Source organism: Phyllobacterium sophorae, from assembly GCF_003010965.1.
GTDB classification, from domain to species: domain Bacteria; phylum Pseudomonadota; class Alphaproteobacteria; order Rhizobiales; family Rhizobiaceae; genus Phyllobacterium; species Phyllobacterium sophorae.
Genome location: NZ_PGGM01000004.1, coordinates 221,375 through 244,470 on the forward strand (window position 1 = coordinate 221,375; position 23,096 = coordinate 244,470).

General features: G+C 58.0%; 20 protein-coding genes. 12 read left to right on the top strand and 8 right to left on the bottom strand.

The window, feature by feature from the left end:
- Positions 1-73 precede the first annotated feature (73 nt).
- From CU103_RS11895 to CU103_RS11915, 5 genes are all read left to right on the top strand, one after another.
- Positions 74-877 (top strand): IclR family transcriptional regulator, encoded by an 804-nt coding sequence (locus tag CU103_RS11895; protein ID WP_106664135.1) that lies wholly within the window; start codon positions 74-76, stop codon positions 875-877.
- A 17-nt stretch (positions 878-894) separates the two neighbouring features.
- Positions 895-1,746, top strand: coding sequence for an amidohydrolase family protein (locus CU103_RS11900; protein ID WP_106664136.1), 852 nt, complete (start codon positions 895-897; stop codon positions 1,744-1,746).
- Between the two features lie 98 nt (positions 1,747-1,844).
- Complete coding sequence (locus CU103_RS11905; RefSeq protein ID WP_106664137.1) at positions 1,845-3,680, top strand: monovalent cation:proton antiporter-2 (CPA2) family protein; 1,836 nt, start codon at positions 1,845-1,847, stop codon at positions 3,678-3,680.
- A gap of 18 nt (positions 3,681-3,698) precedes the next feature.
- A complete protein-coding gene (locus tag CU103_RS11910) occupies positions 3,699-4,244 on the top strand; it encodes a DUF924 family protein (RefSeq protein ID WP_106664138.1) in 546 nt (181 codons plus the stop codon).
- A 334-nt stretch (positions 4,245-4,578) separates the two neighbouring features.
- Positions 4,579-6,150: a TerC family protein gene (locus CU103_RS11915; RefSeq protein WP_106664139.1), complete on the top strand. Its 1,572-nt coding sequence runs from the start codon at positions 4,579-4,581 to the stop codon at positions 6,148-6,150.
- 30 nt (positions 6,151-6,180) lie between these two features.
- On the opposite strand, the gene zigA is transcribed toward CU103_RS11915, so the two are convergent.
- The 4 genes from zigA to aztA form a co-directional block, all read right to left on the bottom strand.
- Complete coding sequence (gene zigA, locus CU103_RS11920; protein ID WP_106664140.1) at positions 6,181-7,401, bottom strand: zinc metallochaperone GTPase ZigA; 1,221 nt, start codon at positions 7,399-7,401, stop codon at positions 6,181-6,183.
- An 88-nt stretch (positions 7,402-7,489) separates the two neighbouring features.
- Positions 7,490-8,425, bottom strand: a complete 936-nt coding sequence (gene aztC / locus CU103_RS11925) for a zinc ABC transporter substrate-binding protein AztC (protein ID WP_106664141.1) — start codon at positions 8,423-8,425, stop codon at positions 7,490-7,492.
- Between the two features lie 154 nt (positions 8,426-8,579).
- Complete coding sequence (gene aztB, locus CU103_RS11930) at positions 8,580-9,446, bottom strand: zinc ABC transporter permease AztB (RefSeq protein ID WP_106664142.1); 867 nt, start codon at positions 9,444-9,446, stop codon at positions 8,580-8,582.
- A gap of 3 nt (positions 9,447-9,449) precedes the next feature.
- Positions 9,450-10,301, bottom strand: coding sequence for a zinc ABC transporter ATP-binding protein AztA (gene aztA / locus CU103_RS11935; RefSeq protein WP_106664143.1), 852 nt, complete (start codon positions 10,299-10,301; stop codon positions 9,450-9,452).
- Between the two features lie 183 nt (positions 10,302-10,484).
- On the opposite strand from aztA, the gene CU103_RS11940 reads away from it, so the two are divergent.
- Complete coding sequence (locus CU103_RS11940; protein ID WP_106664144.1) at positions 10,485-10,889, top strand: Fur family transcriptional regulator; 405 nt, start codon at positions 10,485-10,487, stop codon at positions 10,887-10,889.
- Positions 10,890-10,910: 21 nt separating this feature from the next.
- Here CU103_RS11940 and CU103_RS11945 read toward each other — a convergent pair whose 3' ends face one another.
- Positions 10,911-11,579, bottom strand: coding sequence for a TetR/AcrR family transcriptional regulator (locus tag CU103_RS11945; RefSeq protein ID WP_245448738.1), 669 nt, complete (start codon positions 11,577-11,579; stop codon positions 10,911-10,913).
- A gap of 268 nt (positions 11,580-11,847) precedes the next feature.
- Between CU103_RS11945 and CU103_RS11950 the strand changes: the two genes are divergently transcribed.
- The 6 genes from CU103_RS11950 to CU103_RS11975 all read left to right on the top strand — a co-directional run bounded on the left by CU103_RS11950 (position 11,848) and on the right by CU103_RS11975 (position 19,041).
- Entirely contained in the window at positions 11,848-13,026 is a 1,179-nt protein-coding gene (locus CU103_RS11950; RefSeq protein WP_106664281.1) for an HlyD family secretion protein, read from the top strand.
- A gap of 25 nt (positions 13,027-13,051) precedes the next feature.
- Positions 13,052-14,641: a DHA2 family efflux MFS transporter permease subunit gene (locus CU103_RS11955; RefSeq protein WP_106664146.1), complete on the top strand. Its 1,590-nt coding sequence runs from the start codon at positions 13,052-13,054 to the stop codon at positions 14,639-14,641.
- Between the two features lie 390 nt (positions 14,642-15,031).
- Complete coding sequence (locus CU103_RS11960; protein WP_106664147.1) at positions 15,032-16,135, top strand: ABC transporter substrate-binding protein; 1,104 nt, start codon at positions 15,032-15,034, stop codon at positions 16,133-16,135.
- Between the two features lie 219 nt (positions 16,136-16,354).
- Complete coding sequence (locus CU103_RS11965) at positions 16,355-17,170, top strand: ABC transporter permease (RefSeq protein ID WP_410010355.1); 816 nt, start codon at positions 16,355-16,357, stop codon at positions 17,168-17,170.
- Entirely contained in the window at positions 17,167-17,958 is a 792-nt protein-coding gene (locus tag CU103_RS11970; protein ID WP_106664149.1) for an ABC transporter permease, read from the top strand. The genes CU103_RS11965 and CU103_RS11970 overlap by 4 nt, the downstream gene beginning before the upstream one ends.
- A 15-nt stretch (positions 17,959-17,973) precedes the next feature.
- Positions 17,974-19,041 carry an ABC transporter ATP-binding protein gene (locus CU103_RS11975; protein WP_106664150.1) on the top strand — a complete coding sequence of 356 codons (1,068 nt, stop codon included), beginning with the start codon at positions 17,974-17,976 and terminating at the stop codon, positions 19,039-19,041.
- Positions 19,042-19,114: 73 nt separating this feature from the next.
- Here the strand turns inward: CU103_RS11975 and CU103_RS11980 are convergent, their stop codons facing one another.
- The 3 genes from CU103_RS11980 to CU103_RS11990 are packed head-to-tail and all read right to left on the bottom strand — an operon-like array spanning position 19,115 to position 23,095.
- A complete protein-coding gene (locus CU103_RS11980) occupies positions 19,115-20,281 on the bottom strand; it encodes an iron-containing alcohol dehydrogenase (protein ID WP_106664151.1) in 1,167 nt (388 codons plus the stop codon).
- A 20-nt stretch (positions 20,282-20,301) separates the two neighbouring features.
- Complete coding sequence (locus CU103_RS11985; RefSeq protein ID WP_106664152.1) at positions 20,302-21,687, bottom strand: aldehyde dehydrogenase family protein; 1,386 nt, start codon at positions 21,685-21,687, stop codon at positions 20,302-20,304.
- Positions 21,688-21,724: 37 nt separating this feature from the next.
- Complete coding sequence (locus CU103_RS11990; protein WP_106664153.1) at positions 21,725-23,095, bottom strand: glutamine synthetase family protein; 1,371 nt, start codon at positions 23,093-23,095, stop codon at positions 21,725-21,727.
- Position 23,096: the final 1 nt, after the last annotated feature.

The window sequence follows — 23,096 nt, forward strand, 5'->3', positions numbered from 1 at the left end:
CCGTCAAGCAAGGAAACTGCTTTCCTACGAATATGGTCTTCGTATATGCATACGATCCAAGGGGAGACTTCATATGACAGAAGACGACGATAGCGACCGGTACCGCGCACCGGCGCTTGATAAGGGGCTCGACATTCTGGAGCTTCTATCCGGGATCGACGGCGGCCTTACCCAGGCGGAAATCGCCAAATATCTCGGCCGCAGCCCCAATGAATTCTACCGCATGCTCGATCGCCTGGTGCGCCGCGGCTATGTCACGCGTCTCGAAGGTGACCGCTACTCGTTAACGTTGAAGCTCTTCGGCCTGGCCCAGTTGCACGCACCTGTCCGGCGCCTCGCATCCTATGCGACGCCGCTGATGCGCGACCTTGCGGTCGTGTCGAAACAGGCCAATCAGTTGAGCGTTTTTGATCGTGGTGCGGCGGTCGTGATCGCCCAGCAGGAAGCGCCGGATTACTGGGGCATTTCCATCAGGGTAGGATCACATATCAGCCTCTTCAACACCGGCTCCGGGCACGTCTTGCTGGCATTCCGTTCCAACGACGAGCGCGCCCTGATGATCGCAGAATATGAAAAGCACGCCGACGACATTGTACAGCCATCGGACTTTGACGAGCGGCTGAATCAAATTCGCGAGCGGGGTTACGAGGTCATGCCCAGCGCCCAGACGGCAGGGGTCTTCAACGTCTCAGCGCCCGTCCTCGGGCCCGACGGAAGGGCGATCGCTGCGCTGACATGCCCCTATATTGAGTTGCTCAACATTCCGGATGCGCCAGGTGTCGACGATGCCCGCAAGATGCTTGTGGCCACGGCACAGAAACTCTCGGAACTCGCCGGTGCCGACGTGATTCATTCGAGCGTTCTCCGCCAAGCCTGATGGCAGGAAGATTGACCATGTCACTTACATCAATGATCGACACACATCTGCATCTGATCGACCGGTCGGCCTTGTCTTATCCATGGTTGTCCGGCGTTGACGCGCTGAACCGGGACTTTCCCTACGAGGAATATGCGCTTCAAGCCCATCGCGCCGGGATAACCCAGGCCTTGCACATGGAAGTGGACGTCTCGCCTTCCGATATCGAATCCGAATCGGATTACATCGCGGGCCTTGCGAAACGCGAAGGCAGCCTCATCACTGGCGCCATCTCCTCATGCCGGCCGGAAGAACACGGCTTTGCCGCCTTCCTCGATCGGCAACGGGCCAATCCTCTGGTCAAGGGCTTCCGCCGCGTGCTCCATGTCGTGCCGGACGATCTGGCGGAAAGCGCACTCTTCCGGGAGAATATCAGCCGACTTGGCGGTACAGGCTACACCTTCGACCTATGCGTGCTGCCACGGCAGATCGACAAGGCCATCGCGCTCGTTGACCTTGCACCCAATGTCCAGTTCATCCTCGACCATTGCGGCGTTCCCGATATCGAGGGCGACGGGCTGGACGCGTGGCGCGGCAAGATCAGCGATATTGCCGGACGCCCCAACGTGACCGCCAAGATCTCGGGTGTCGTCGCCTATGCTGACGCACGGACATGGCGCGTTGAGACCCTTGAGCCATATGTGCACCATGTCATCGACAGTTTTGGCTGGGACCGCCTAGTCTGGGGCAGTGACTGGCCAGTCTGCACGCTCGGCGGCGGTCTTGCCACTTGGGTTGCCGCAACTCATGCATTGTTGTCCGGCTGCAGCGACGGTGAAAAAGCCAAGCTGTTCTCAGAAAATGCAAAGCGCATCTGGAATTTGGGGTGATCGGGCCAAAATCCTCGACGTGCGTGAATAGACTTGCCTGCTGCACCCTCTCGCTTTACGTCTGACATTCGACATCAAGCGAATGCAGAGGAGCCACAATGGCGGCGGAAGTAAGCGGACCTGACCTGTTGAGTGTTGTCGTGCTTCTCGGCGCTGGCGTCGTCGCCGTGCCGCTGTTCAAACGGCTGGGCCTTGGCTCCGTTCTTGGGTACCTCGCGGCAGGCCTCGTGATCGGCCCGTTCGGCCTCAAATTCTTCACCGACCCGCAAACGATCCTGCACGTTGCAGAACTCGGCGTTGTGATGTTTCTCTTCCTTATCGGCCTTGAAATGCAGCCCTCCAGGCTCTGGGGTCTGCGCAAGGACATTTTTGGCCTCGGCGCATTGCAGGTCGGGTTGTGCGCCGTGCTCCTGACTGGTGTCGGCATCGCTACCGGCTTCCCCATTGCCCAATCTTTCGTCGCGGGCGCCGGTTTTGTCCTGACTTCCACTGCTATCGTCATGCAATTGCTCGAGGAGCGCGGCGAAATCGCGTCGCCGCAGGGCCAGCGCATGGTGTCGATCCTGCTGTTTGAAGATCTTGCCATCGTACCGCTGCTGGCACTCGTTGCGTTCCTCGCACCAATAAGCACGACCACAACCGGCGGCTTGCTCTGGATGGATATCGGTATCGGCATCGGAGCTATCGTCGGTCTCGTCCTGGCAGGAAAGTATCTTCTCAATCCACTCTTCGGATTTCTCGCCCAGTCCCGCGCCCGCGAAGTCATGACGGCCGCCGCCCTCCTCGTCGTGCTGGGTGCCGCACTTATCATGCAGGTCAGCGGCCTCTCCATGGCCATGGGCGCATTCCTTGCTGGCGTGCTCCTCTCGGAATCGACCTTCCGCCATCAGCTCGAGGCCGATGTCGAGCCGTTTCGCGGCATCCTTCTTGGCCTTTTCTTCCTTGCCGTCGGAATGTCGCTCGACCTCAGTGTCGTCGCCGCGAACTGGCAGACAGTGATCTTCTACGTCCTGGCATTCAAACTCGTCAAAGGCGCCGGGATCTATATTGTCGCGCGGCTGCTCAAATCATCCAATCGCGAAGCCCTCGAGCGCGCGGTCATCATGGCACAAGGCGGTGAGTTTGCTTTCGTGCTTTATTCGACCGCTACGGCGGTCGGTATTCTCGATGGCGAGGCCAATGCCATTCTGACCGCAATCATCATCTTCTCAATGGTGCTGACGCCGCTTTTCATTGTTGCCCTGCGTCTGCTGCTGCCAAAGGAAGAGCAGGCGATGGAGGGGGTCGATGTTGCCGAAGGTTTATCCGGTAACGTCCTGATTATCGGCTTCGGACGCTTCGGTCAGATCTCCAGCCAGCCGCTTTTGCTGCGCGGCGTCGATATTTCCATTATCGACAACGACATCGAGATGATCCAGGCCGCGGCGCAGTTCGGTTTCAAGGTCTATTATGGCGATGGCACCCGACTCGACATCCTCCATGCGGCAGGCGCGGGACGGGCGCAGGCCGTCCTCATCTGCGTTGACAAGGCCGAAACCATCCTGACGATTGCCCATTTGATCAAGGCGGAATTTCCGCTCGTGCAGATTTATGCGCGCGCCTACGATCGCGGCACAACGATCGAGCTCATCAAGATCGGCGTGGACTACCAGATGCGCGAAACATTCGAATCGGCGGTGGTCTTCGGTCAAAACACCTTGATCGGCCTGGGCGTGGATCCGCAGGTAGCAGCTGACATCGCTGCCGACGTGCGCCAGCGTGACGCCGAACGGCTCGATCTCCAGTTGGCCGGTGACATTTACGCCGGTAATGATCTGATGAAGGGCAACGCCCCGGTTCCGGGGCCATTGATAAAGCCGCGCCAAGCCGGCCGCGCCCTCAACGAGGAGACCGCAAGTGTCCTGCCTTCGCCACAAGGCGCGGACGCAAACTGAACACACGGGAGCAAGCACATGGCTGACAGCGAGAACATTGCCCGTATTGTCGACTTCTGGCGCCAAGCCGGTCCCGACAAATGGTTCGCCAAAGACGAAACATTCGACGAGACCTGCCGCCAGCGCTTCCTCGCCGATCACTACGCCGCCGCGCGCCGTGAGTGCAGCGGTTGGCTCGATAGTTCCGATGGTGCGCTCGCGCTGATGATCCTGCTCGACCAGTTTCCGCGCAATCTCTTCCGCGGCACCGGCCACATGTATGCGACCGATAGCCTTGCCCGCTATTATGCCAGCCGGGCGCTGGAAAAAGGCCACGACCTGTCGTTCGAGCCGCAACTGCGCGCCTTCTTCTACCTGCCGTTCATGCATTCGGAGAATGTCGACGACCAGCGGCGATCCGTCGAGCTTTGCCGGGAAGGAGCTCCGGCGAATCTCGAATATGCCGATCACCACTATGACATTGTCCGCCGCTTCGGCCGTTTTCCGCACCGGAATGCTATTCTCGGGCGCGCTACGACCGAGGAGGAGCAGGCATTCCTCGAGGGCGGCGGATTTTCCGGGTAGGGCAATTTATTGTCGCACCCCTTTCTTGCGCCCGCCTCTTGAACAGCTTTCGTCTGACTGCCATTATATGCCCATCTGGCAGCACGAAATTTCACAATGACAGCCAGTCAAACAGGGACTGACGGCGCATCGATGCCGGACGATCAATCTGAAGAGCCTCCAAGTCCGGACTTGCGAAGCATGCTGACCCTGCATATGCAGCGTCAGCAACGAATCCCCTTATCTTCCGTTTTCTCCTTTGCCTGCGCCACAGGCGGATTTGCGCTGCCATTTGCAAGCGCATCCGCCTGTGAAGCCGCGCGCTGATTTCATAATTAAAGGATCTGACTCCCCAATGGACTGGACACTGGACTGGATTGCCGACCCCAATGCCTGGATTGGTCTTGCCACGCTTGTCGTGCTTGAAATCGTGCTGGGTATCGACAATCTCGTTTTCATCGCGATCCTTGCCGACAAGCTGCCTCCGCAAGAGCGCAACCGCGCACGGCTTGTGGGACTGTCGCTGGCGCTGGTCATGCGCCTCCTGTTGCTTGCCTCCATTTCGTGGGTTGTGAGACTGACGACGCCGCTCTTCAACGTCGCCGGCCTCGATTTCGCCGGACGCGACATTATCCTCATACTCGGCGGCATCTTCCTGCTGTTCAAAGGCACGATGGAGCTGCATGAGCGGCTGGAAGGCCATATGTCCGCCAAGGAAAGCAATGTGGCCCATGCGGTGTTCTGGCAAGTCATTGCGCAGATCGTTGTCCTTGATGCGGTATTCTCGCTCGATAGCGTCATTACGGCCGTGGGCATGGTGAAATATCTCGAGGTCATGATGATCGCGGTGGTGATCGCGGTTGGCGTCATGATGCTGGCATCCAAACCCTTGATGACCTTCGTCAACAAGCATCCGACGGTCGTCATTCTCTGCCTTGGCTTCCTGATGATGATTGGTTTCAGCCTGATCGTCGAAGGTTTTGGCTTCCATATTCCCAAGGGTTACCTCTACGCGGCGATCGGCTTCTCGGTGCTCGTCGAAGCGGCCAACCAGGTCGGGCGGCACAATCGCGAGAAGCGCGTCACCACGATGGACCTGCGTGACCGCACGGCCGGTGCGGTTCTGCGCCTTCTCGGCGGCGGGCGCGGCGACGCACCCCATTCTGACACGCTTGATGTCATCGCCGAACAGAGCGCAGCGGGAGAAGTGTTCCATCCTGAGGAGAAGGAGATGATCCGCGGGGTGCTGGATCTGGTCGAACGCCCCGTGCGTTCGATCATGTCGCCGCGCAACGAGGTCGAATGGCTTGATCTGGACGAGACGAATGAGGAACTGCTCGCCGAGATTCGAACGCTCAGCCATAGCCGCGTCGTGCTGGCACGCGGTCGCGTCGATGAATTCGTCGGTGTTGCGCTGACCAAGGACCTGCTCTTCGCTATCCTCGATGGCGGCAAGATCGATTGGGACAAAGTCACCCGCCAGCCGCTGATCCTGCACGAAAATGCCAATGTGCTGCGGGTCATGGAACAGCTCCGTGGATCATCGGTACAGATGGGCGTGGTTCTCGACGAGCATGGTTCGTTCGAAGGCGTCGTCACACCGACGGATGTTCTCGAGGCCATTGCCGGCGACTTCCCCGAGGAGGGTGAGGAAAGCCCCGTCCTCGAACGTTCCGAAGACGGCAGCATGGTCGTCGATGCCTATATCGACATTCGCCGGCTTGGCGGCCTGATCGGGCGTGATCTGACCGACGAGGGCGATCGGTATACGACACTCGCCGGTTACATCCTGTGGAATCTGGGCCACATCCCCTCGGTTGGGGAGAAAGTGACCGTCGATGATCTCGAATATGAGATCGTCGAGATGGACGGCCGCAATATCGGCAAAGTGCGCCTGACAGCGGTGCAAACGGCTGCGTTTATTTAAACGGCCATCCGCCCATTGTGGGATTGGCCCTCAAGCCGCCTGCCACGTCCAGCTCGGGAATGGATCCGGCAATTCCTGCCATTTGTGCGGCGTGAATTCCTCGGCATCGACCAGGCACGCATCAAGCTTGGCCCTGAGGTCGGCTTCGTTCATTGGATCCATGCCGATGAAGACAAGCTCCTGCCGCCGGTCGCCCCAGACCGGGTCGAGGTAAGGCTGCATCGCTTCGCGCCAGTCCGGATGGTCTGGCCAGCGGCTTTCCGAAACAGCCGCCCACCATAGGCCACGCTTTTCTGTCCTGACCAAAGCCCCGGCCTGGCTCAGCTCGCCCACATGATCCGGCCGCGTCGCCAGCCAGAAGAACCCCTTGGCCCGCACGACGCCAGGCCAGTTGCCGTTGATAAAGTCCTGGAATTTCTGCGGAACGAATGGCCGCCGTTCGCGGTAGACGAAGGAACGCACGCCGTATTCTTCGGTCTCCGGCACATGGTCGGCAAAACCGTTGAGCTCCTTGTACCAAAGCGGATGTTGCTGCGCCTTGTTGAAATCGAACAGGCCGGTATCCAGAACCTCATCCAGCGCAACCTCGGCGAAATCTGTTTCGATCACCCTTGCATCGGGGTTGAGCGCGCGGATGATCTTGCGTGCCAAATCGCGATCATACAGCGATGTGGCCGATATCTTGTTGAGGATGATCACATTCGCAAACTCAATCTGATCGACCAGAAGATCGATGAGCGTGCGATTGTCCGCACTGCCCATCGACTCGCCCCGGTCCTTCAGGAAATCGCTCGACGCATAATCGTTCAGGAGGTTGGCCGCATCGACAACTGTCACCATCGTATCGAGCCGTGATACATCGGAAAGGCTGGATCCGTTCTCGTCGCGAAAATCGAAGGTGGAAGCGACCGGCAAGGGCTCGGAAATGCCTGTCGATTCAATGAGCAGATGATCGAACCTGCCCTGCTCCGCAAGTGAACGCACCTCCTTCAGGAGATCGTCGCGCAACGTACAGCAAATGCAGCCATTGGTCATTTCGACAAGTTGTTCGTCGGTACGCGAGAGATTGGCTCCACCGTCCCTGACAAGCGCCGCGTCGATATTCACCTCGCTCATGTCATTGACGATGACAGCGACGCGGCGGTCTTCGCGATTGTTGAGAATATGATTGAGTAGCGTGGTCTTGCCCGCCCCCAAAAAGCCAGAAAGAACGGTGACCGGCAGACGATCGGCTACTGCTTTATTTAGCATGACGCGAACCCTTCATAACGTAATAACATAACAACTATGAGAATGAAAAAAGCGGAATAATCACCCCGCTTTTCTGAAGTCCTGTAGATCAGCTCCCGAGAATAGCCTTTTTAAATGTATCGATATTGTGATGCATCATATCGATATAGGTGCTTGCCCCCTCTTCCGGCGTAGAAAGAGCATCCGAGAACAGTGTGCCGCCGACATTCAACTTGGTCTCGCTGGCGATCTGCTCGATCAGGCGCGGATTGGTGATGTTCTCGACAAAGATCGCCGAAGCCTTGTCTTCCCTGATCTGCTTGATCAGGGCAACGATATCGGCGGCCGATGCTTCGGAATCCGTCGAGATCCCTTCAGGTGCCAGGAATTTTAGCCCATACTCATGCTGGAAATAGCCGAATGCATCATGTGATGTGATGATCAGACGCTTCGATTCAGGAATGGAGGCGATGGCAGCCTTCACCTCAGCTTCAGTCGTATCGAGTTTCGCCGTATAGGCCGCAGCATTGGTCTTGTAGGTATCGCAATTTGCCGTATCCGCCGTGCAAAACGCTTCGACGATGTTTTTGACATAGATTTTTGCATTGTGGATCGACTGGAAGGCATGTGGATCATAGGCGCCATGTTCTTCCTTTTCCGTCCCGGCGGCTCCATGGACATGTTCCTCTTCAGCGCTCTTGATCGGCTCGACACCCTTGGACAGTTCGACGATTGGCGCCTTGGTGGCACTTGCCTCGACAAGCCGTGGCACGAAGCCTTCGAAATGCAGGCCATTGACCAGAACCACATCGGCTGCAGCGACCGCTGCGGCATCGGCAGGTTTTGGCTCGTAAACATGCGCGTCCCCGTTCGGGCCGACCAGCGTTGTCAGCGAAATCTTGTCGCCGCCGACGTTCTTGGCAAAGTCAGAAATGACGGTGAAGCTCGATACGACCTTCAGATCTTTCGCCGAAGCCGTGGAAAATCCGGCGCCAAGTAATAGTATAACATTTAATGCCGTGGCGAGTTTAAGAGCCTTGATCATGGTCAATTTCCTTGAGTTGCGAGGTATATGTCTGGATTTAAATCAGGACGAGATCAAAATGTTGCTTTTCGAGACCCGGAGCGCAGTGGACTTTTGGGTCCATGCGCACCGGGAGCGGAGAAAAGTGCCATTTGCGGGCCATCATGGTTTAATCCTAAGCTGTTCTGTGGCGATGGGGGCGCAAGCGGGTATTGAGAATGCCGCGCGAGCCGGCGAGGATTGAACCGAGATATATTGCGCCCGCGGAGAGGATGATGGCCGGCCCCGACGGTACGGCGAAATGATAGGAAACCAGCAGGCCCACTGTGCACGACACGCAACCGATGACAATGGCGAGCGCGCACATGGGTCCCACCCTCGATGTCCAGAAGCGTGCGGCAGCGGCCGGAAGCATCATCAACCCGACCGCAAGTAGCGTGCCCAGCGCCTGGAAACCACCGACGAGATTGATGACGACCAGCGCCAGGAAGATGAAATGAACCGGCGTGCCGATCCGGCTGACCGAGCGCAGGAACAGAGGGTCGAGACATTCGGCAACGAGCCCGCGCCAGAAGATCGCCAGCGTCACGACGCTGATCGCCGAGATCATGCCGATCAGGCTCAGCGCTTCGTTGTTGAGCGCAAGAACCGTTCCAAAGAGCACATGCATCAGATCGACATTCGAGCCGCGCAACGACACAATCAATACCCCGAGCGCCAGCGATATCAGATAGAAAGCCGCCATTGAGGCATCTTCCTTCTGGATCGTGAAGCGTGACACCGCACCCGCGCCGAGTGCCACGATGACACCCGCGACCAGGCCGCCAATAGTCATCGGCACGATCTGCAGACCATAGAGCAGGAACCCGACGGCGGCACCGGGCAGGATCGCATGGGCCATGGCGTCGCCGGTAAGGCTCATGCGGCGCAGCATCAGGAAAACTCCCACCGGGCAAGAGCCAAGGGCAAGCGCAAGCGAGCCGATGAGCGCACGCTGCATGAAACTGTAGTCGACAAAGGGCGCGATCAGATAGTCATACATGGATCAAGCCGCCCCCTTGGAGCCGTTTCGCTGAGCGCTGTGATCATGATCGCCACCATGGTGATGTTCATGATGCTGGTGGCCATGCAAATGGTCATGAGCGTGCGGCGCCGCGTGGGCGGCGTCGTCCTCGCACCACGGCGCGCCCTCTTCCCATGCTTCATGGAACTGCCGTGCATGCAGCAGATTTTCCGGCGCCAGCGTTTCGCGCGATTCACCCCAGGCAATCGGCTTGCGGGCGAGAAGCAGCGTTTCGGGGAAATGTTCACGAACCAGATGCAGATCATGGACAACAACCATGATCGTGCGCTTTTCACCGTGCCAGCGCTTGATCAGTTCAATCAGGTCGCTGACGGTCTTGGCATCGATCGCGTTGAAGGGCTCGTCGAGCAAAATGAGATCGGCATCCTGCACCAGCACCCTGGCAAACAGGGCGCGTTGCAATTGCCCGCCCGACAATGTGTCGATCGGCCGCTTTTCGAAGCCCGCAAGCCCGACGCTCATCAGTGCCTTTGACACTCGTTCGCGATCGTCGGACGTAAAGCGGCCAAGCAGGCCGCGCTTTGGCCAGAGGCCGAGCGAGACAAGGTCGATCACGCGTGCCGGAAACGACCGGTCCAGTTCGGATTGCTGCGGCAGATAGGCGATGCGGACGTCTTTCTCGACTGTGCACGAACCTGACATCGGCTTCAGGACGCCGACAATACCTTTCATGAGCGTGGACTTGCCCGAGCCGTTGGAACCGACGACCGCCGTCAGCGACCCGCGCCTGATGCTCCCGCTCAAATGATGAACGGCCGGATGGCGATGATAGCCCAGCGTCAGGTCGTCAAATGTCAGGCATGGTTCGGTCATTCGAATATCCGTATCCGGAATGCAATTGGCAGTCGGCCAGGTCGCAGCTTGCCATTTCGATATGTGATGTTATTACATTAGTCAACAATGGCAAATTTGAGAACTGTGAAAATTAATGTATCCACTGGCGGGAGAGGCAAATCTTTCCTATCTCTTGTCCACCACCAAGGAGCGCATACGGCAATGACATCGACGCAGGAGCTGACCAAAAACCAATCCCTGGTTTTCAATGCATTGGCTCGCGCCGATGGCCCGCTCAGCGCCTACACTATCCTCGACCAACTGCGCGGCGACGGTTTCCGCGCGCCGCTTCAGGTCTACCGCGCCCTCGACAAACTGCTCGACTACGGAATGATTCACCGGCTCGAAAGCATCAATGCATTCGTTGCCTGCTCGCATCCGCACAGCCATAATCACAGCCACGGCATGATTGCCTTTGCCATTTGCGAGAAATGCGGTCAGGTTTCAGAGTTTTCAGACGATGTTATCACCGGGCGTGTCCGTGAATGGACCAACAGCAACGGCTTCAAACAGTCGAAGACGACGATCGAGATTCGCGGGCTCTGCGCCACCTGCGGAGCTGCCTGAACCCAGGGCAGGACCTCGATCTCAGCGCCGGTATGCCTTCAGGAATACATCGACACCGGAGGTCACGGTCTTTCTGATAAGTTCTTGCGTGGGAGCAGTCGCCATGCAGCCAAACAGCCGCTTCTTGAACATTCCCGACATGAACAGATCCGCCAACTGATAAGTGGCAAGTTCGGTGTCATCGATATCGAGTGTCCCCGCGGCAACGTGTTTCTCGATGAGCGCCCTCATCATGGCCTGCCCGCGTCTCGGCCCCCTCTCGTAGAAATCGCGGCTCATCGACGGCATGCGTTCGGCAACACCGATAACCACCCGCTGCGCACGGATGACGACATCGGAAGTAACGACGGTCGCCAGGGCCGTGCCGAACTCGATCAGCGCCTCGCGAAGATCCCCGTCGCTTTCCAGCGCGTGGTAGATATCGGCGAACAATATCTCGCGGTAATGGTTGCAGAGCTCCATGAAGAGCTCCTCCTTGCTGTCGAAATAGACGTAGATCGTGCCCTTGGAGACGCCGGCTTCACGCGTTATGTCGTTCATGCTCGCAGCGTCAAACCCCATCTGCGAAAAGACCCGGTTTGCACCCTCGAGTATTTGCTGGCGCTTGGCGGGGTCCTGCCCGGCTGCCAATCGGCTCGGGCGCTCCGCATCGGACATGACATTCGAATCTGCTGCCGTCGCTGATGACATAAAGGCTGGCTTCGTAGACGACATTTTAGCGCAGTTTCCTCATTTTTCGATTCTTTTTCGAACCAATCGGTTCGATCCTCTTGATATGCGCTCCCGATTGCGCTATGTCAACGATCGAACCGATTGGTTTAATCACTTTTCCCTTACTGGGCCGAACGTCGCTTGGGACGCACAGGCGCAGTAACAAGTTGAGTGGCGTATGATCCTTTCCAAAAATCGGAGGGATTTTTGGGATTATACGCTGAATGTCATCAGAAAGAGCCATCAGATGTCCGCGTCGAAAGCAACGAATGAAGCTGAGATCCGTCAGTTTCCAGCCCCGGCTCCTGCTTCAAAGGCTGAAGCACCAGCAAAAACCGAAGCGCCTCAACCCGATGTTACAACCCAGACGCCCGCTCCGCCGAAGCGCTCTGCAAAACGCTTTATTCTGCCAGTCCTGATTTTGGCGGCGGTTGGCGCCGGTTCCTGGTACGGCCACGAATGGTGGACGACGGGGCGTTTCATGGTCTCAACCGACGACGCCTATATTCAGGGCGATATCACCGCGATTGCCCCGAAAGTCACCGGCTATATCGACACGATCAATGTGGTTGCCAACCAGCGCGTAAAGGCCGGCGATGCGCTGGTCACGCTCGACAATGGCGACTACACGATTGCCGAAGAGCAGGCCGAGGCGCAGATTGCAACCCAGAAGCTGTCGCTCGACCGCATCGAGGCGCAGACCCAAGCTGCCAGGGCTTCGCTGCAACAGGCGCAGGCCGGCAAACTGGCTGCACAGGCGGTTCTGACCAATGCCCAGGCTGCGTCAGTGCGCGCGAACCAGCTCCACGCCACACGCTTCGCTTCGCAATCCCAGCTTGACGATGCCACTGCCGCACTCGATCAGGCGAAAGCCAATATCGCTTCGGCTGACGCGCAGATCGCCACGGCTGTCGCCAATATCAGCGTGCTCGAAGCCCAGTACAAGGAAGCCGAAAGCTCGATCGCATCGCTGCAGCTCGCCAAGGACAAGGCGGCCCGCGACCTTGGGTTTACCATTATTCGCGCCCCGGTCGATGGTGTGATCGGCAATCTTGCCGCCAAGAAAGGCGATCTCGTCAGCCCCGGCCAGCGTCTCGCTGCGCTCGTCCCTGTGAACGCGCTCTATATCGACGCGAACTACAAGGAAACGCAGTTGCGCGATATCGTCGTGGGTCAGAAAGTCAAAGTACGCGTCGATGCCCTGTCAGGCGATACGTTTGAAGGCACGGTTGCCTCGGTGGCCCCAGCGTCCGGCGCGGTCTTTTCGCTGCTTCCGCCGGAAAACGCCACGGGCAACTTCACCAAAGTCGTCCAGCGTGTACCGGTCCGCATCGCCCTGCCCGCCGATGCACTGGCAAGCGGCAAACTACAGGCAGGCCTGAGCGTCATCGTCGACGTCGATACACGCACGACGCCTGCCTCGTAGGACCACTCCGGATAGGCCCGAGAACATGTCGAACGCCACCACAATCGGTAATGCCGGAGTACCCGCCGTTCCGGAAGATCGCATCGATCCGAAGAAAGCCATCGCCTTCCTGGCGATGGTGTTCGGCATGTTCATGGCCATTCTGGATATCCAGATCGTCTCGGCGTCCCTCGCTGAGATCCAGGCTGGTCTGAGCGCTAGCTCCGATGAGATTTCGTGGGTCCAGACCTCCTATCTGATCGCCGAAGTCATCATGATCCCACTTTCGGGCTTCCTCGGACGGCTCGTATCGACCCGCATCCTCTTCTCGGTCTCCGCCGCGGGCTTCACCGCCGCCAGCGTCCTGTGTGCCACGGCGACCAATATCGACCAGATGATCGTTTACCGCGCCATCCAGGGCTTCATCGGCGGCGGCATGATCCCCAGCGTCTTTGCGGCGGCTTTCACCATCTTTCCCCCTTCGAAGCGTTCCATCGTTTCCCCGATGATCGGCTTGGTTGCAACGCTGGCACCAACTATCGGGCCAACCGTCGGCGGCTATCTCAGCAATGCCTTTTCCTGGCACTGGCTTTTCCTCGTCAATGTCATTCCCGGCATAGCCGTCGCAATCGCCGCATGGAACCTGATCGATTTCGACAAGGGCGACCGCTCGTTGCTCAGCAAGTTCGACTGGTGGGGCCTCGCCGGTATGGCGGCCTTTCTGGGCTCGCTTGAATATGTGCTGGAAGAGGGCCCGCGCAATGATTGGCTGCAGGATCATGCCGTCTATTATTGCAGCATTGTCATGGTCATCGGTGCAGTGGTGTTCTTCTATCGTGCTTTCACAGCGGAACAGCCGATCGTCGATCTGTTTGCATTCAAGAACCTGAACTTTGCCTTCGGCTCGGCTTTCTCTTTCGTCCTCGGCATTGGCCTGTACGGCTTGACCTACATCTATCCGGTCTATCTCGGGCAGATCAGGGGCTATGACGCGCTCATGATCGGTGAAGCACTCTTTGTCAGCGGCCTTGCAATGTTCATGACTGCCCCAGTTGCCGGGTTCCTCTCGGGCCGCATGGATCCGCGCATCATGATCATGATCGGTTTCCTGGGCTTTGGTGCCGGCACCTGGACCATGACGCACCTCACGGCAGACTGGGATTTCCATGAATTGCTGATCCCGCAAATACTGCGCGGCTGTTCGCTGATGCTGTGCATGGTACCGATCAACAATCTCGCCCTTGGCACGCTGCCACCGTCGCGGCTGAAGAACGCTTCCGGTCTTTTCAACCTCATGCGTAATCTTGGGGGCGCAGTCGGGCTTGCTGTCATCAACCAGATTCTCACGGATCGCGGCGCGATCCACTATGCGCAGCTCTCCGAGAACGTCCGCTGGGGTAACCCGGAGGCTGAGGATCTCCTCGCAAGCATGAGCAAGAATTTTGCCTCCCATGGTCTTGATGGGCCGACGACCGCACTTAGCAAAGTCTCCGGCATGGTCCATCAGCAAGCGTCTCTGCTGTCGTTCATGGACGTTTTCTACATACTGACCGTGCTGTTTGCCTCGCTTGCGGTCTTCGCCATCTTGATGCGCAAGCCGGGTGCGCCGGCTCCCGGCGGCGGTGGCGGACACTGATGGATTCGATGAGCCAGCCGCCGGCCAGACGGCGGGATTCGGCAAAATAAGTTTAGCCTACTAAGATAAATTGAAGTGGTTGGCATTTTCGCGCAGAAGGGGGAATGTCGCACTCGAACTAACGCGACATCATTAACCGGCTAATTGCCGCGCGTTCCAACATTTCTGTCGTTATTGAAGCAATTTAGACATCAACGGGTTACGCCATAAATTTAGCTTTTGGCTGAATTGCTAAGCCACGAAAAAAGTGGTTCACTCCCTTTCACTGCTCAGGAAAACGACGTTCACGGCCTCTTCATCGCTCTGTCATCCAACTGACACGAGACACCTATATCGGAGCTGGACGTCGAAACAGAGCCAATGACGTATCGCTTAAAAAGGGGTGTTAAAATGGTTGGTTACACAAAACGCGCGCTCGCGCTGTCAACAGCTCTGCTGTTCGCGAGCACATCAATTTCATTCGCCGAGGCGCCGGCCGAGCTCGTCGATGCCGCAAAGAAGGAAGGCTCACTCACGACGATTGCCTTGCCACACGACTGGTGCGGTTACGGCGACATCATCGCTGGCTTCAAGGCCAAGTATGGCATTGAAGTCAACGAATTGAACCCGGATGCCGGCTCGAAGGACGAAGTCGAGGCGATCAAGGCAAACAAGGACAACAAGGGCCCACAGGCACCTGACGTTATCGATGTCGGTCTTTCGTTTGGCCCGGATGCCAAGAAAGACGGCCTGACAATGCCTTACAAGGTTTCCACCTGGGATTCGATCCCGGCGGAACTGAAGGATGCTGACGGCCATTGGTATGGCGACTACTACGGCGTTATGGCGCTTGAGGTGAACACCGATATCGTCAAAAACGTACCGAAGGACTGGTCGGACCTGCTCAAGCCCGAATATGCAAATACCGTCGCACTTGCAGGTGACCCGCGCGCCTCCAACCAGGCTATCCTTGCCGTGCAGGCCGCAGGCGCTTCGACTGGTGCCAAGCCTGGCGCGGAAGCCGGCGAAGCTGGTCTGAAGTACTTTGGCGATCTGAACAAGGCTGGCAATTTCGTCCCGGTTATCGGCAAGTCCGGCACACTCGCACAGGGTGCTACACCCATCATCATCACCTGGGATTATAATGCTTTGGCCGGTCGCGATACACTCAAGGGCAACCCGCCGGTTGAAGTTGTTGTACCTGCCTCCGGCGTTCTTGCCGGCGTGTATGTGCAGGCCATCAGCGCCTATGCACCACATCCCAATGCAGCCAAGCTCTGGATGGAGTATCTCTATTCCGACGAGGGGCAAATTGGCTACCTGAAGGGCTATTGCCACCCGACACGTTTCCAGGACCTGGTTAAGAACAACAAGGTGCCAAAAGAAGTCCTCGACAAGCTTCCGCCTGCGGCAGCCTATGAAAAGGCATTCTTCCCAACCCTTGATGAACAGGCAGCCGCCAAGGATGCCATCACCAAAGGCTGGGACAAGGTCGTCGGCGCCAACGTCAAGTAAGTTCTGGCTATCGAATCCCCGCGGAACCATCCGCGGGGATTCCGTTCTGTCAGACTATGGGCTTTGCCTGCTTCGCAATGAGCGGGGCAACAGTTATATTGAACCCATGAATGCGGTCCCAACACACTTATGAGTGCGATTTCAGAACATAGTTCCTCACCCCCGGTCCCCTTGCCGGTCAACGAGCGCAAACGCCTTTCTCTCGATTGGCTGGGCGTCATGCCATTCATGATTTTTGCGGTGATGTTCCTGGTTCTGCCCACGATTTACCTTGTCGCGGGCGCTTTTCAGGATGCCCAGGGCAATCTGACCCTCGTGAATATGGCTAATCTTTTCCAGCCTTCAATTCGGGACGCCTACTGGATATCGATCAAGATCTCCCTGGCTTCGGCGCTTTTGGGCGCAGTGATAGGCTTCTGTATTGCTGCTGCAGTCGTTCTGGGCGGCCTGCCAGGCTGGATCCGCTCGCCACTGATGACCTTTTCCGGCGTCGCCTCGAATTTCGCTGGTGTTCCCCTGGCTTATGCTTTCCTCTTCACACTTGGACGCACAGGTCTCGTCACCTATCTGCTGGTCAATATTTTCGGCTTCAACCTCTATGCCCATGGCTTTAATCTGCTCAGCTTCTGGGGCCTGACCATCACCTATCTGTACTTTCAGATTCCGTTGATGGTTCTCATCATCACCCCAGCCCTCGATGGCTTGAAGCGGGAGTGGAAGGAAGCGGCGCTAATTCTTGGCGCCACCGGCCCGCAATACTGGCGCATGGTGGCATTTCCGATCCTCTGGCCTGCACTGCTGGGAACGATGCTTCTGCTTTTCGCCAATTCCTTCGGTGCTATCGCCACAGCCTATGCGTTGACCGGCTCCTCGCTCAGCATCGTGCCGATCGTCCTCTACGCCCAGATCCGCGGCGATGTATTGCAGGACCCGCAACTGGGTTATGCGCTGGCCTTCGGCATGATTGTCATCACCGGCGTTTCCAATGGAATCTACATCTGGATGCGTGCCCGCAGTGAGCGGTGGCTCAAATGAAGTCAAATCGTTTCTGGTCGTGGATCGCTCTCGCCTTCGGTATTCTCTACTTTGTGCTGCCGCTGCTGGGTCTGCTCGAGTTTTCATTGCGCATGCGTCGCGGCACCTATTCGCTCGATGCCTACTGGGTAGTGCTGAGTGATCCCGGCTTTCAGGCGACGTTCACCTATTCCGTCTTCATGGCAATCGCGACAATCATCGTCGGCGTCGTGCTGGTGGTTCCGACAGCCTACTGGGTGCGGTTAAGGTTGCCGGCCTGGCGCCCGTTCATCGAATTCATCACGCTTCTACCGCTTGTAATTCCTGCAATCGTCATCGTGTTCGGCTACATCCGGCTCTACAACACGTCTTCGATCCTGCCTCTGACCGGATCGGCGATGGGAACGAATATCTTGCTCTGCCTGGGATATACGACTCTTGCCCTGCCCTATATGTATCGCGCCGTCGACACGGGTCTTGGCGCCATTGATATCCGCACCCTGACCGAAGCCGCCGAAAGCCTCGGTGCCAGCCGTATCACCATCATGTCGCGTATCATTCTTCCCAACGTGCTCGTCGCGGTTCTGTCCGGTGCCTTCCTGACCTTCGCCATCGTCATCGGCGAATTCACCATGGCGGCGCTTCTCAATCGCCCGGCGTTCGGACCGTTCCTGCAGTTGCTCGGTGCAAATCGCGCCTACGAACCGGCAGCGCTCTCGGTGATCGCCTTTGCCATCACCTGGATCTGCATGGGGCTGATCCAGGTCGTCACCCGTCTCAATAAATCCCTCGCTGCGACCAAGCGATAATCCGGATACTCACTCATGTCATTTCTCAGCATCAGTCATTTGAAAAAGAGTTTCGGAGCTACCACCGTCGTTCATGATTTCAATCTCGAGGTCGAGAAAGGGGAGTTTGTTTCCTTCCTTGGACCGAGCGGTTGCGGCAAGACCACGGTCCTGCGCATGGTAGCCGGGTTTGAAACCCCGACCTCCGGCAAGATCAGCATCGGCGGCAAGGATGTCGTCAATCTGAAGCCAAACCAGCGCAATATCGGGATGGTGTTCCAGGCCTATGCGCTGTTCCCCAATATGACCGTGGCGCAGAATGTCGCCTTCGGTCTGAAAGTCGCCAAGAAGCCGCAGGCGGAAATCAACGCGACGGTGCACGAAATGCTGTCGCTGATCAAACTCGACCATCTCGCCGAACGCTTCCCCTATCAGCTCTCCGGCGGTCAGCAGCAGCGTGTGGCACTGGCCCGCGCACTGGCCACGAAGCCACAGGTGCTACTCCTGGATGAACCCCTCTCCGCTCTCGACGCGAAGATCCGTGTTTCGCTGCGTGAGGAAATCCGGGCGATCCAGCGCAAGCTCGGTATCACCACCATTTTCGTCACCCACGATCAGGAAGAGGCCTTATCGATCTCTGACCGTATTGTGGTGATGTATGAAGGCAACGCCGAACAGGTCGGTGCTCCTTTCGAAATTTACAACCAGCCAGCATCCCGGTTCGTCGCTTCCTTCGTAGGCACGCTCAATACGCTGGATGCCACGGTGCGCGATGCAGCGGCTGGACTCATCAGCATTGATGGCAAGGATATTTCGATCGACCGGACACGCCTCAATGGTCACAAGACCGGCGACAAGATATCACTCGCCGTCCGTCCGGAAGCTGTCAGCCTCGGCGATGCGACTGACAAGCGCGAGACGACGCTCGACGGCACGATCAACAGTGTGCATTTCCTGGGTTCGGTCATCCGCATCCGCGCATCGCTCGGCGAAAACACTGTATCCTTCGATACCTTCAACAATCCGAGCGCCCCGCCGCCGGAACCCGGCGAGAACGTCAAGGTCAGCCTTTGCGCAAAGGACCTGCTGGTCCTGGGGCATTAACAGATCAACCGCTCCCGCAGCATCAAAAAAGGCACTGTTTCCAGCGCCTCATTCAACAGGTAAACCTTCGCAGTTATCCCGCAATCGCCTCATCCAGCAGCTTCAATGCTGCTTTCTTCGTCAACTTGACCGGATTGCCACCGGCCGTCGGATCGACAATGGCCATGTCGGCAATCAGCTCTTTCTGCTTCTTCGTCATGTTGAGGTCCTTGATCAGACCCGGCAGCGCGTGCGGCACCTTTAGCTCCTTGCGCAGCTTGATCACCGCCTTGGCAAAGCCGTCGAAACCGCCCTTGATGCCGATATAGCTGGCAAGACGCGCAATTCGCTCTTCCACCGCATCACGGTTGAAGGCCAGCACATAGGGCATGAACACCGCATTGGTCATGCCGTGATGTGTGTCGTAAAGCGCGCCGATGGGATGCGAGAGCGAATGGATGGCGCCGAGACCCTTCTGGAACGCGGCGGCACCCATCGCAGCGGCGCTCATCATATGCGCCCGCGCTGTCAGATCCTTGCCATTCGCGTAGGCCTTCGGCAGGTTTTCGAACACCAACCGGATACCTTCGACCGCAATGCCATCGGCCATCGGATGATAGCCCGGCGCGCAATAGGCTTCGAGGCAATGCGCCAGCGCATCCATGCCCGTGCCGGCAGTTATGAACGCCGGCATACCAACCGAAAGTTCGGGATCGGCGATAACCACCACCGGCAGAAGCTTCGGATGGAAGATCACCTTCTTGGTGTGGGTTTCCTCATTGGTGATGACACCGGCGCGCCCGACCTCCGAACCCGTTCCGGCCGTTGTCGGGACTGCGATAATCGGCGCGATCGCGTCGCTGTTGGCGCGTGTCCACCAGTCACCGACGTCCTCGAAGTCCCAGACCGGCCGCGTCTGTCCAGCCTGGAAGGCGATCAGCTTGCCAAGATCGAGTGCCGAGCCACCGCCGAAGGCGATGACGCCGTCGTGCTTGCCCTTTTTGAATACAGCGATACCGGCCGTCAGGTTCGATTCCACCGGATTGGGCTTCACATCCGAAAACACCCCGTATGGCACCTTCGCGTCGTCGAGGATTTTCAAAGTGCTTGCCACGACAGGCAGCTTGGCAAGGCCCGGATCGGTGACGAATAGCGGTTTCTTGATCCCCGTCGCTTCCAGAACCTCCGGCAATTCCGCGATGCGCCCCGCGCCAAAACGGACGGTGGTCGGATAGTTCCATTTGGAAATGAGTTTGCTCATGTCATGTCTCTCTCAGGGAATTAGATCTGTTCGCGCAAATGATAGGACTTGGGTCTCGTCAGATTGCCATAGCCGATGGCGGACATTGCCGCGCCCTTGCCGGTCTCCTTGACGCCGGTCCACACCAGCGCCGGGTCGATATAGTCGCAGCGGTTCATGAACACCGTGCCGGTCTCGATCCGGTCGCCGATATCTGCCGCGTGATCCGTATCGGTGGTCCACAGCGACGCCGTCAGGCCATACTGGCTGTCATTCATCAGTGCCACGGCTTCCTCGTCGTTGCGCACCTTCATGATGCCGACGATCGGGCCGAAACTCTCCTCGCGCATGACGCTCATCTGGTGATCGACGCCCGTCAGCACCTCTGGCGCGAGATAGGGCGAACCCGCCTTGTCATTGGCAGCACTCATGTTGACGTGCGCCTTGGCGCCCTTGCGCAGGGCTTCGGCCTTCTGCTCACGCACGAGATCGGCAAAGCGCGTCTGCGCCATGGGTCCCATCGTCGTTGAAGCATCCAGCGGGTTGCCGACGACATATTGCCTGGTGAGGTCGATAAAGCCATCGACGAAGCGGTCATAGACGTTTTCGTGCACATAGATGCGCTCGATACCGCAGCAGCATTGGCCGGAATTGAAGAAGGCGCCGTCGACAAGGTTGGCCACCGCGTGGTCGAGATTGACGTCCGGCAGCACATAGGCCGGATCCTTGCCTCCAAGCTCGAGGCCAAGCGTCATGAACGTTCCGGCAGCAGCCTTCTCGATGGCGCGGCCACCGCCGACGGAACCGGTAAAATTGACATGATCGATACGCCCCGAACCCAGCAGTTTTTCTGTCTGGCCGTGGCTCAGCACGATGTTCTGGAAGACGCCCTTCGGCAGTCCGGCCTTCTCGAATGCCTGGGCGAAGCGCTCGCCAACGATGAGCGTCTGCGCCGCATGTTTCAGGATCACGCTGTTACCCGCCATCAGCGCCGGGATGATGGTGTTGACAGCGGTCAGGTATGGATAGTTCCAAGGCGCGATGACCATGACGACGCCGAGCGGTACATGTTTGATGTAGCGGCGGAATCCCGGCCTGTCGTTCTCGACGACCGGTGCGAGCGCCTGTTCGGCGATCCTGACCATGTAGCGCGTACGCTCTTCGACACCGCCCTTTTCGCCGCCATAGCGCACCGGCCGCCCCATCTGCCAGGCGATCTCGGGAACGATTTCGTCATTCATGGCGAGCAGTGCATCAAGCGCGGCGAGGCAAAACCGGCCACGCTCGGCAATGCTCGTCTGTGCCCAGTCCGCTTGTGCCTGTTTCGCCGTTTCTACAGCGGCGTCGACGGCCTTGTCGGTTGCAATGGGGCGTTCCGCATAGACGGAACCGTCGATCGGGGTAATCAGTTTGACCGTCTCGGTCATGGCAAAACCTCTAGGCTATTTATGTCAGTTTCGTTCTTCAATACCGTTCGAAGCCGCGATGCAACTCCCAGTCGGTCACGCGGCGGTCATATTCGAACTGTTCCCATTTGGCGGTATGCACGTAGTGCTCGACCACATCCTCACCCAGCGCCGCTTTCAGCATCTTCGAGCGCGCGAGCGTCTCCGTCGCATCCCGCAAGGTCTTGGGGATTTCCCGCAGGCGGGCGCCACCATAGGCATCGCCCTGGAATGGCGCGCCAAGTTCCAGCTTCTCATCGATCCCGGCAAGACCCGAGGCGATAAGCCCGGCAAAAGCGAGGTATGGATTGAGATCGGCGCCGCCGATGCGGCACTCGATGCGTATGCCTTTCGTCCCCTCACCGCACAGCCGGAACCCGGCCGTACGGTTATCAAGGCTCCAGACATTCTTTGTCGGTGCAAACGTGCCCGCCTGGAAGCGCTTGTAGGAGTTGATGTAGGGTGCGAGGAAATAGGTGAAGTCATCGGCATATTTCAGCTGCCCCGCCACCCACTGGCGCATCAGCGGCGACATGGTGTGCTCGGCCTTCTTGTCGAAGAACAGCGGCGTCTTGCCGTCCGCGCTCCACAGGGAGTTGTGGACATGGCTGGAGCTTCCGGCGAGCGAATAATCGTACTTCGCCATGAACGTGATCGCCTTGCCCATCTGGGTGGCGATTTCCTTGCAGCCGTTCTTCATGATTACATGCCGGTCAGCCATTTCCAGCGCCTCGGCATAGCGCACATTGATCTCTTCCTGGCCCGGACCCCACTCGCCCTTGGAATTCTCGACTGGAATACCCGCATCGAACAGGCCATTGCGGATCGCGCGCATGACCGCGTCTTCCTTGGTCGTCATCTGGATCACATAGTCCTGGATATAGGGCGATGCGGTCGCCATGCCCTTCCAGTGCTTGGCGCGGGCGGTCTCGTAGGTTTCGTCGAAGAGATAGAACTCCAGCTCCGAGGCGAAATAGGCAAGATAGCCACGCTCCTTCAGCCGGGCAAGCTGACGTTTCAGGATAGCACGGGGAGAGTGAGCAAGGTCTTCATGGTGGTGGTGGTCGAGAATGTCGCAAAGAACGAGCGCGCATTTCTCGAGCCATGGAATGTGGCGGATCGTGGCGAGGTCGGGCTTGATGACGAAATCGCCATAGCCTTGCTTCCAGCTCGCCGCCTTGTAGCCCGGCACCGGCTCCATATCGATATCGTTGGCCAGCAGATAATTGCAGCCATGCGTCTCGTCATGCGCGGATTCAACGAAGAAACTCGCGTGGAACCGCTTGCCGATCAGGCGGCCCTGCATGTCGACGAAACAGGCCAGAACCGTATCAATCTCGCCATTGGTCACGTGGCGCTTTAGTTCGTCGAAACTCCAATGTCCGGGCATA

Coding starts and splice junctions, on each gene's coding strand:
- aztC (WP_106664141.1), bottom strand. CDS start 8,425: ATGATCAAGGCTCTTAAACTCGCCACGGCATTAAATGTTATACTATTA.
- CU103_RS11970 (WP_106664149.1), top strand. CDS start 17,167: ATGAAGTCAAATCGTTTCTGGTCGTGGATCGCTCTCGCCTTCGGTATT.
- CU103_RS11895 (WP_106664135.1), top strand. CDS start 74: ATGACAGAAGACGACGATAGCGACCGGTACCGCGCACCGGCGCTTGAT.
- CU103_RS11960 (WP_106664147.1), top strand. CDS start 15,032: ATGGTTGGTTACACAAAACGCGCGCTCGCGCTGTCAACAGCTCTGCTG.
- zigA (WP_106664140.1), bottom strand. CDS start 7,401: ATGCTAAATAAAGCAGTAGCCGATCGTCTGCCGGTCACCGTTCTTTCT.
- CU103_RS11980 (WP_106664151.1), bottom strand. CDS start 20,281: ATGAGCAAACTCATTTCCAAATGGAACTATCCGACCACCGTCCGTTTT.
- CU103_RS11945 (WP_245448738.1), bottom strand. CDS start 11,579: ATGTCATCAGCGACGGCAGCAGATTCGAATGTCATGTCCGATGCGGAG.
- CU103_RS11905 (WP_106664137.1), top strand. CDS start 1,845: ATGGCGGCGGAAGTAAGCGGACCTGACCTGTTGAGTGTTGTCGTGCTT.
- CU103_RS11985 (WP_106664152.1), bottom strand. CDS start 21,687: ATGACCGAGACGGTCAAACTGATTACCCCGATCGACGGTTCCGTCTAT.
- CU103_RS11900 (WP_106664136.1), top strand. CDS start 895: ATGTCACTTACATCAATGATCGACACACATCTGCATCTGATCGACCGG.
- CU103_RS11990 (WP_106664153.1), bottom strand. CDS start 23,095: ATGCCCGGACATTGGAGTTTCGACGAACTAAAGCGCCACGTGACCAAT.
- aztB (WP_106664142.1), bottom strand. CDS start 9,446: ATGTATGACTATCTGATCGCGCCCTTTGTCGACTACAGTTTCATGCAG.
- CU103_RS11955 (WP_106664146.1), top strand. CDS start 13,052: ATGTCGAACGCCACCACAATCGGTAATGCCGGAGTACCCGCCGTTCCG.
- aztA (WP_106664143.1), bottom strand. CDS start 10,301: ATGACCGAACCATGCCTGACATTTGACGACCTGACGCTGGGCTATCAT.
- CU103_RS11915 (WP_106664139.1), top strand. CDS start 4,579: ATGGACTGGACACTGGACTGGATTGCCGACCCCAATGCCTGGATTGGT.
- CU103_RS11950 (WP_106664281.1), top strand. CDS start 11,848: ATGTCCGCGTCGAAAGCAACGAATGAAGCTGAGATCCGTCAGTTTCCA.
- CU103_RS11975 (WP_106664150.1), top strand. CDS start 17,974: ATGTCATTTCTCAGCATCAGTCATTTGAAAAAGAGTTTCGGAGCTACC.
- CU103_RS11965 (WP_410010355.1), top strand. CDS start 16,355: ATGCCATTCATGATTTTTGCGGTGATGTTCCTGGTTCTGCCCACGATT.
- CU103_RS11940 (WP_106664144.1), top strand. CDS start 10,485: ATGACATCGACGCAGGAGCTGACCAAAAACCAATCCCTGGTTTTCAAT.
- CU103_RS11910 (WP_106664138.1), top strand. CDS start 3,699: ATGGCTGACAGCGAGAACATTGCCCGTATTGTCGACTTCTGGCGCCAA.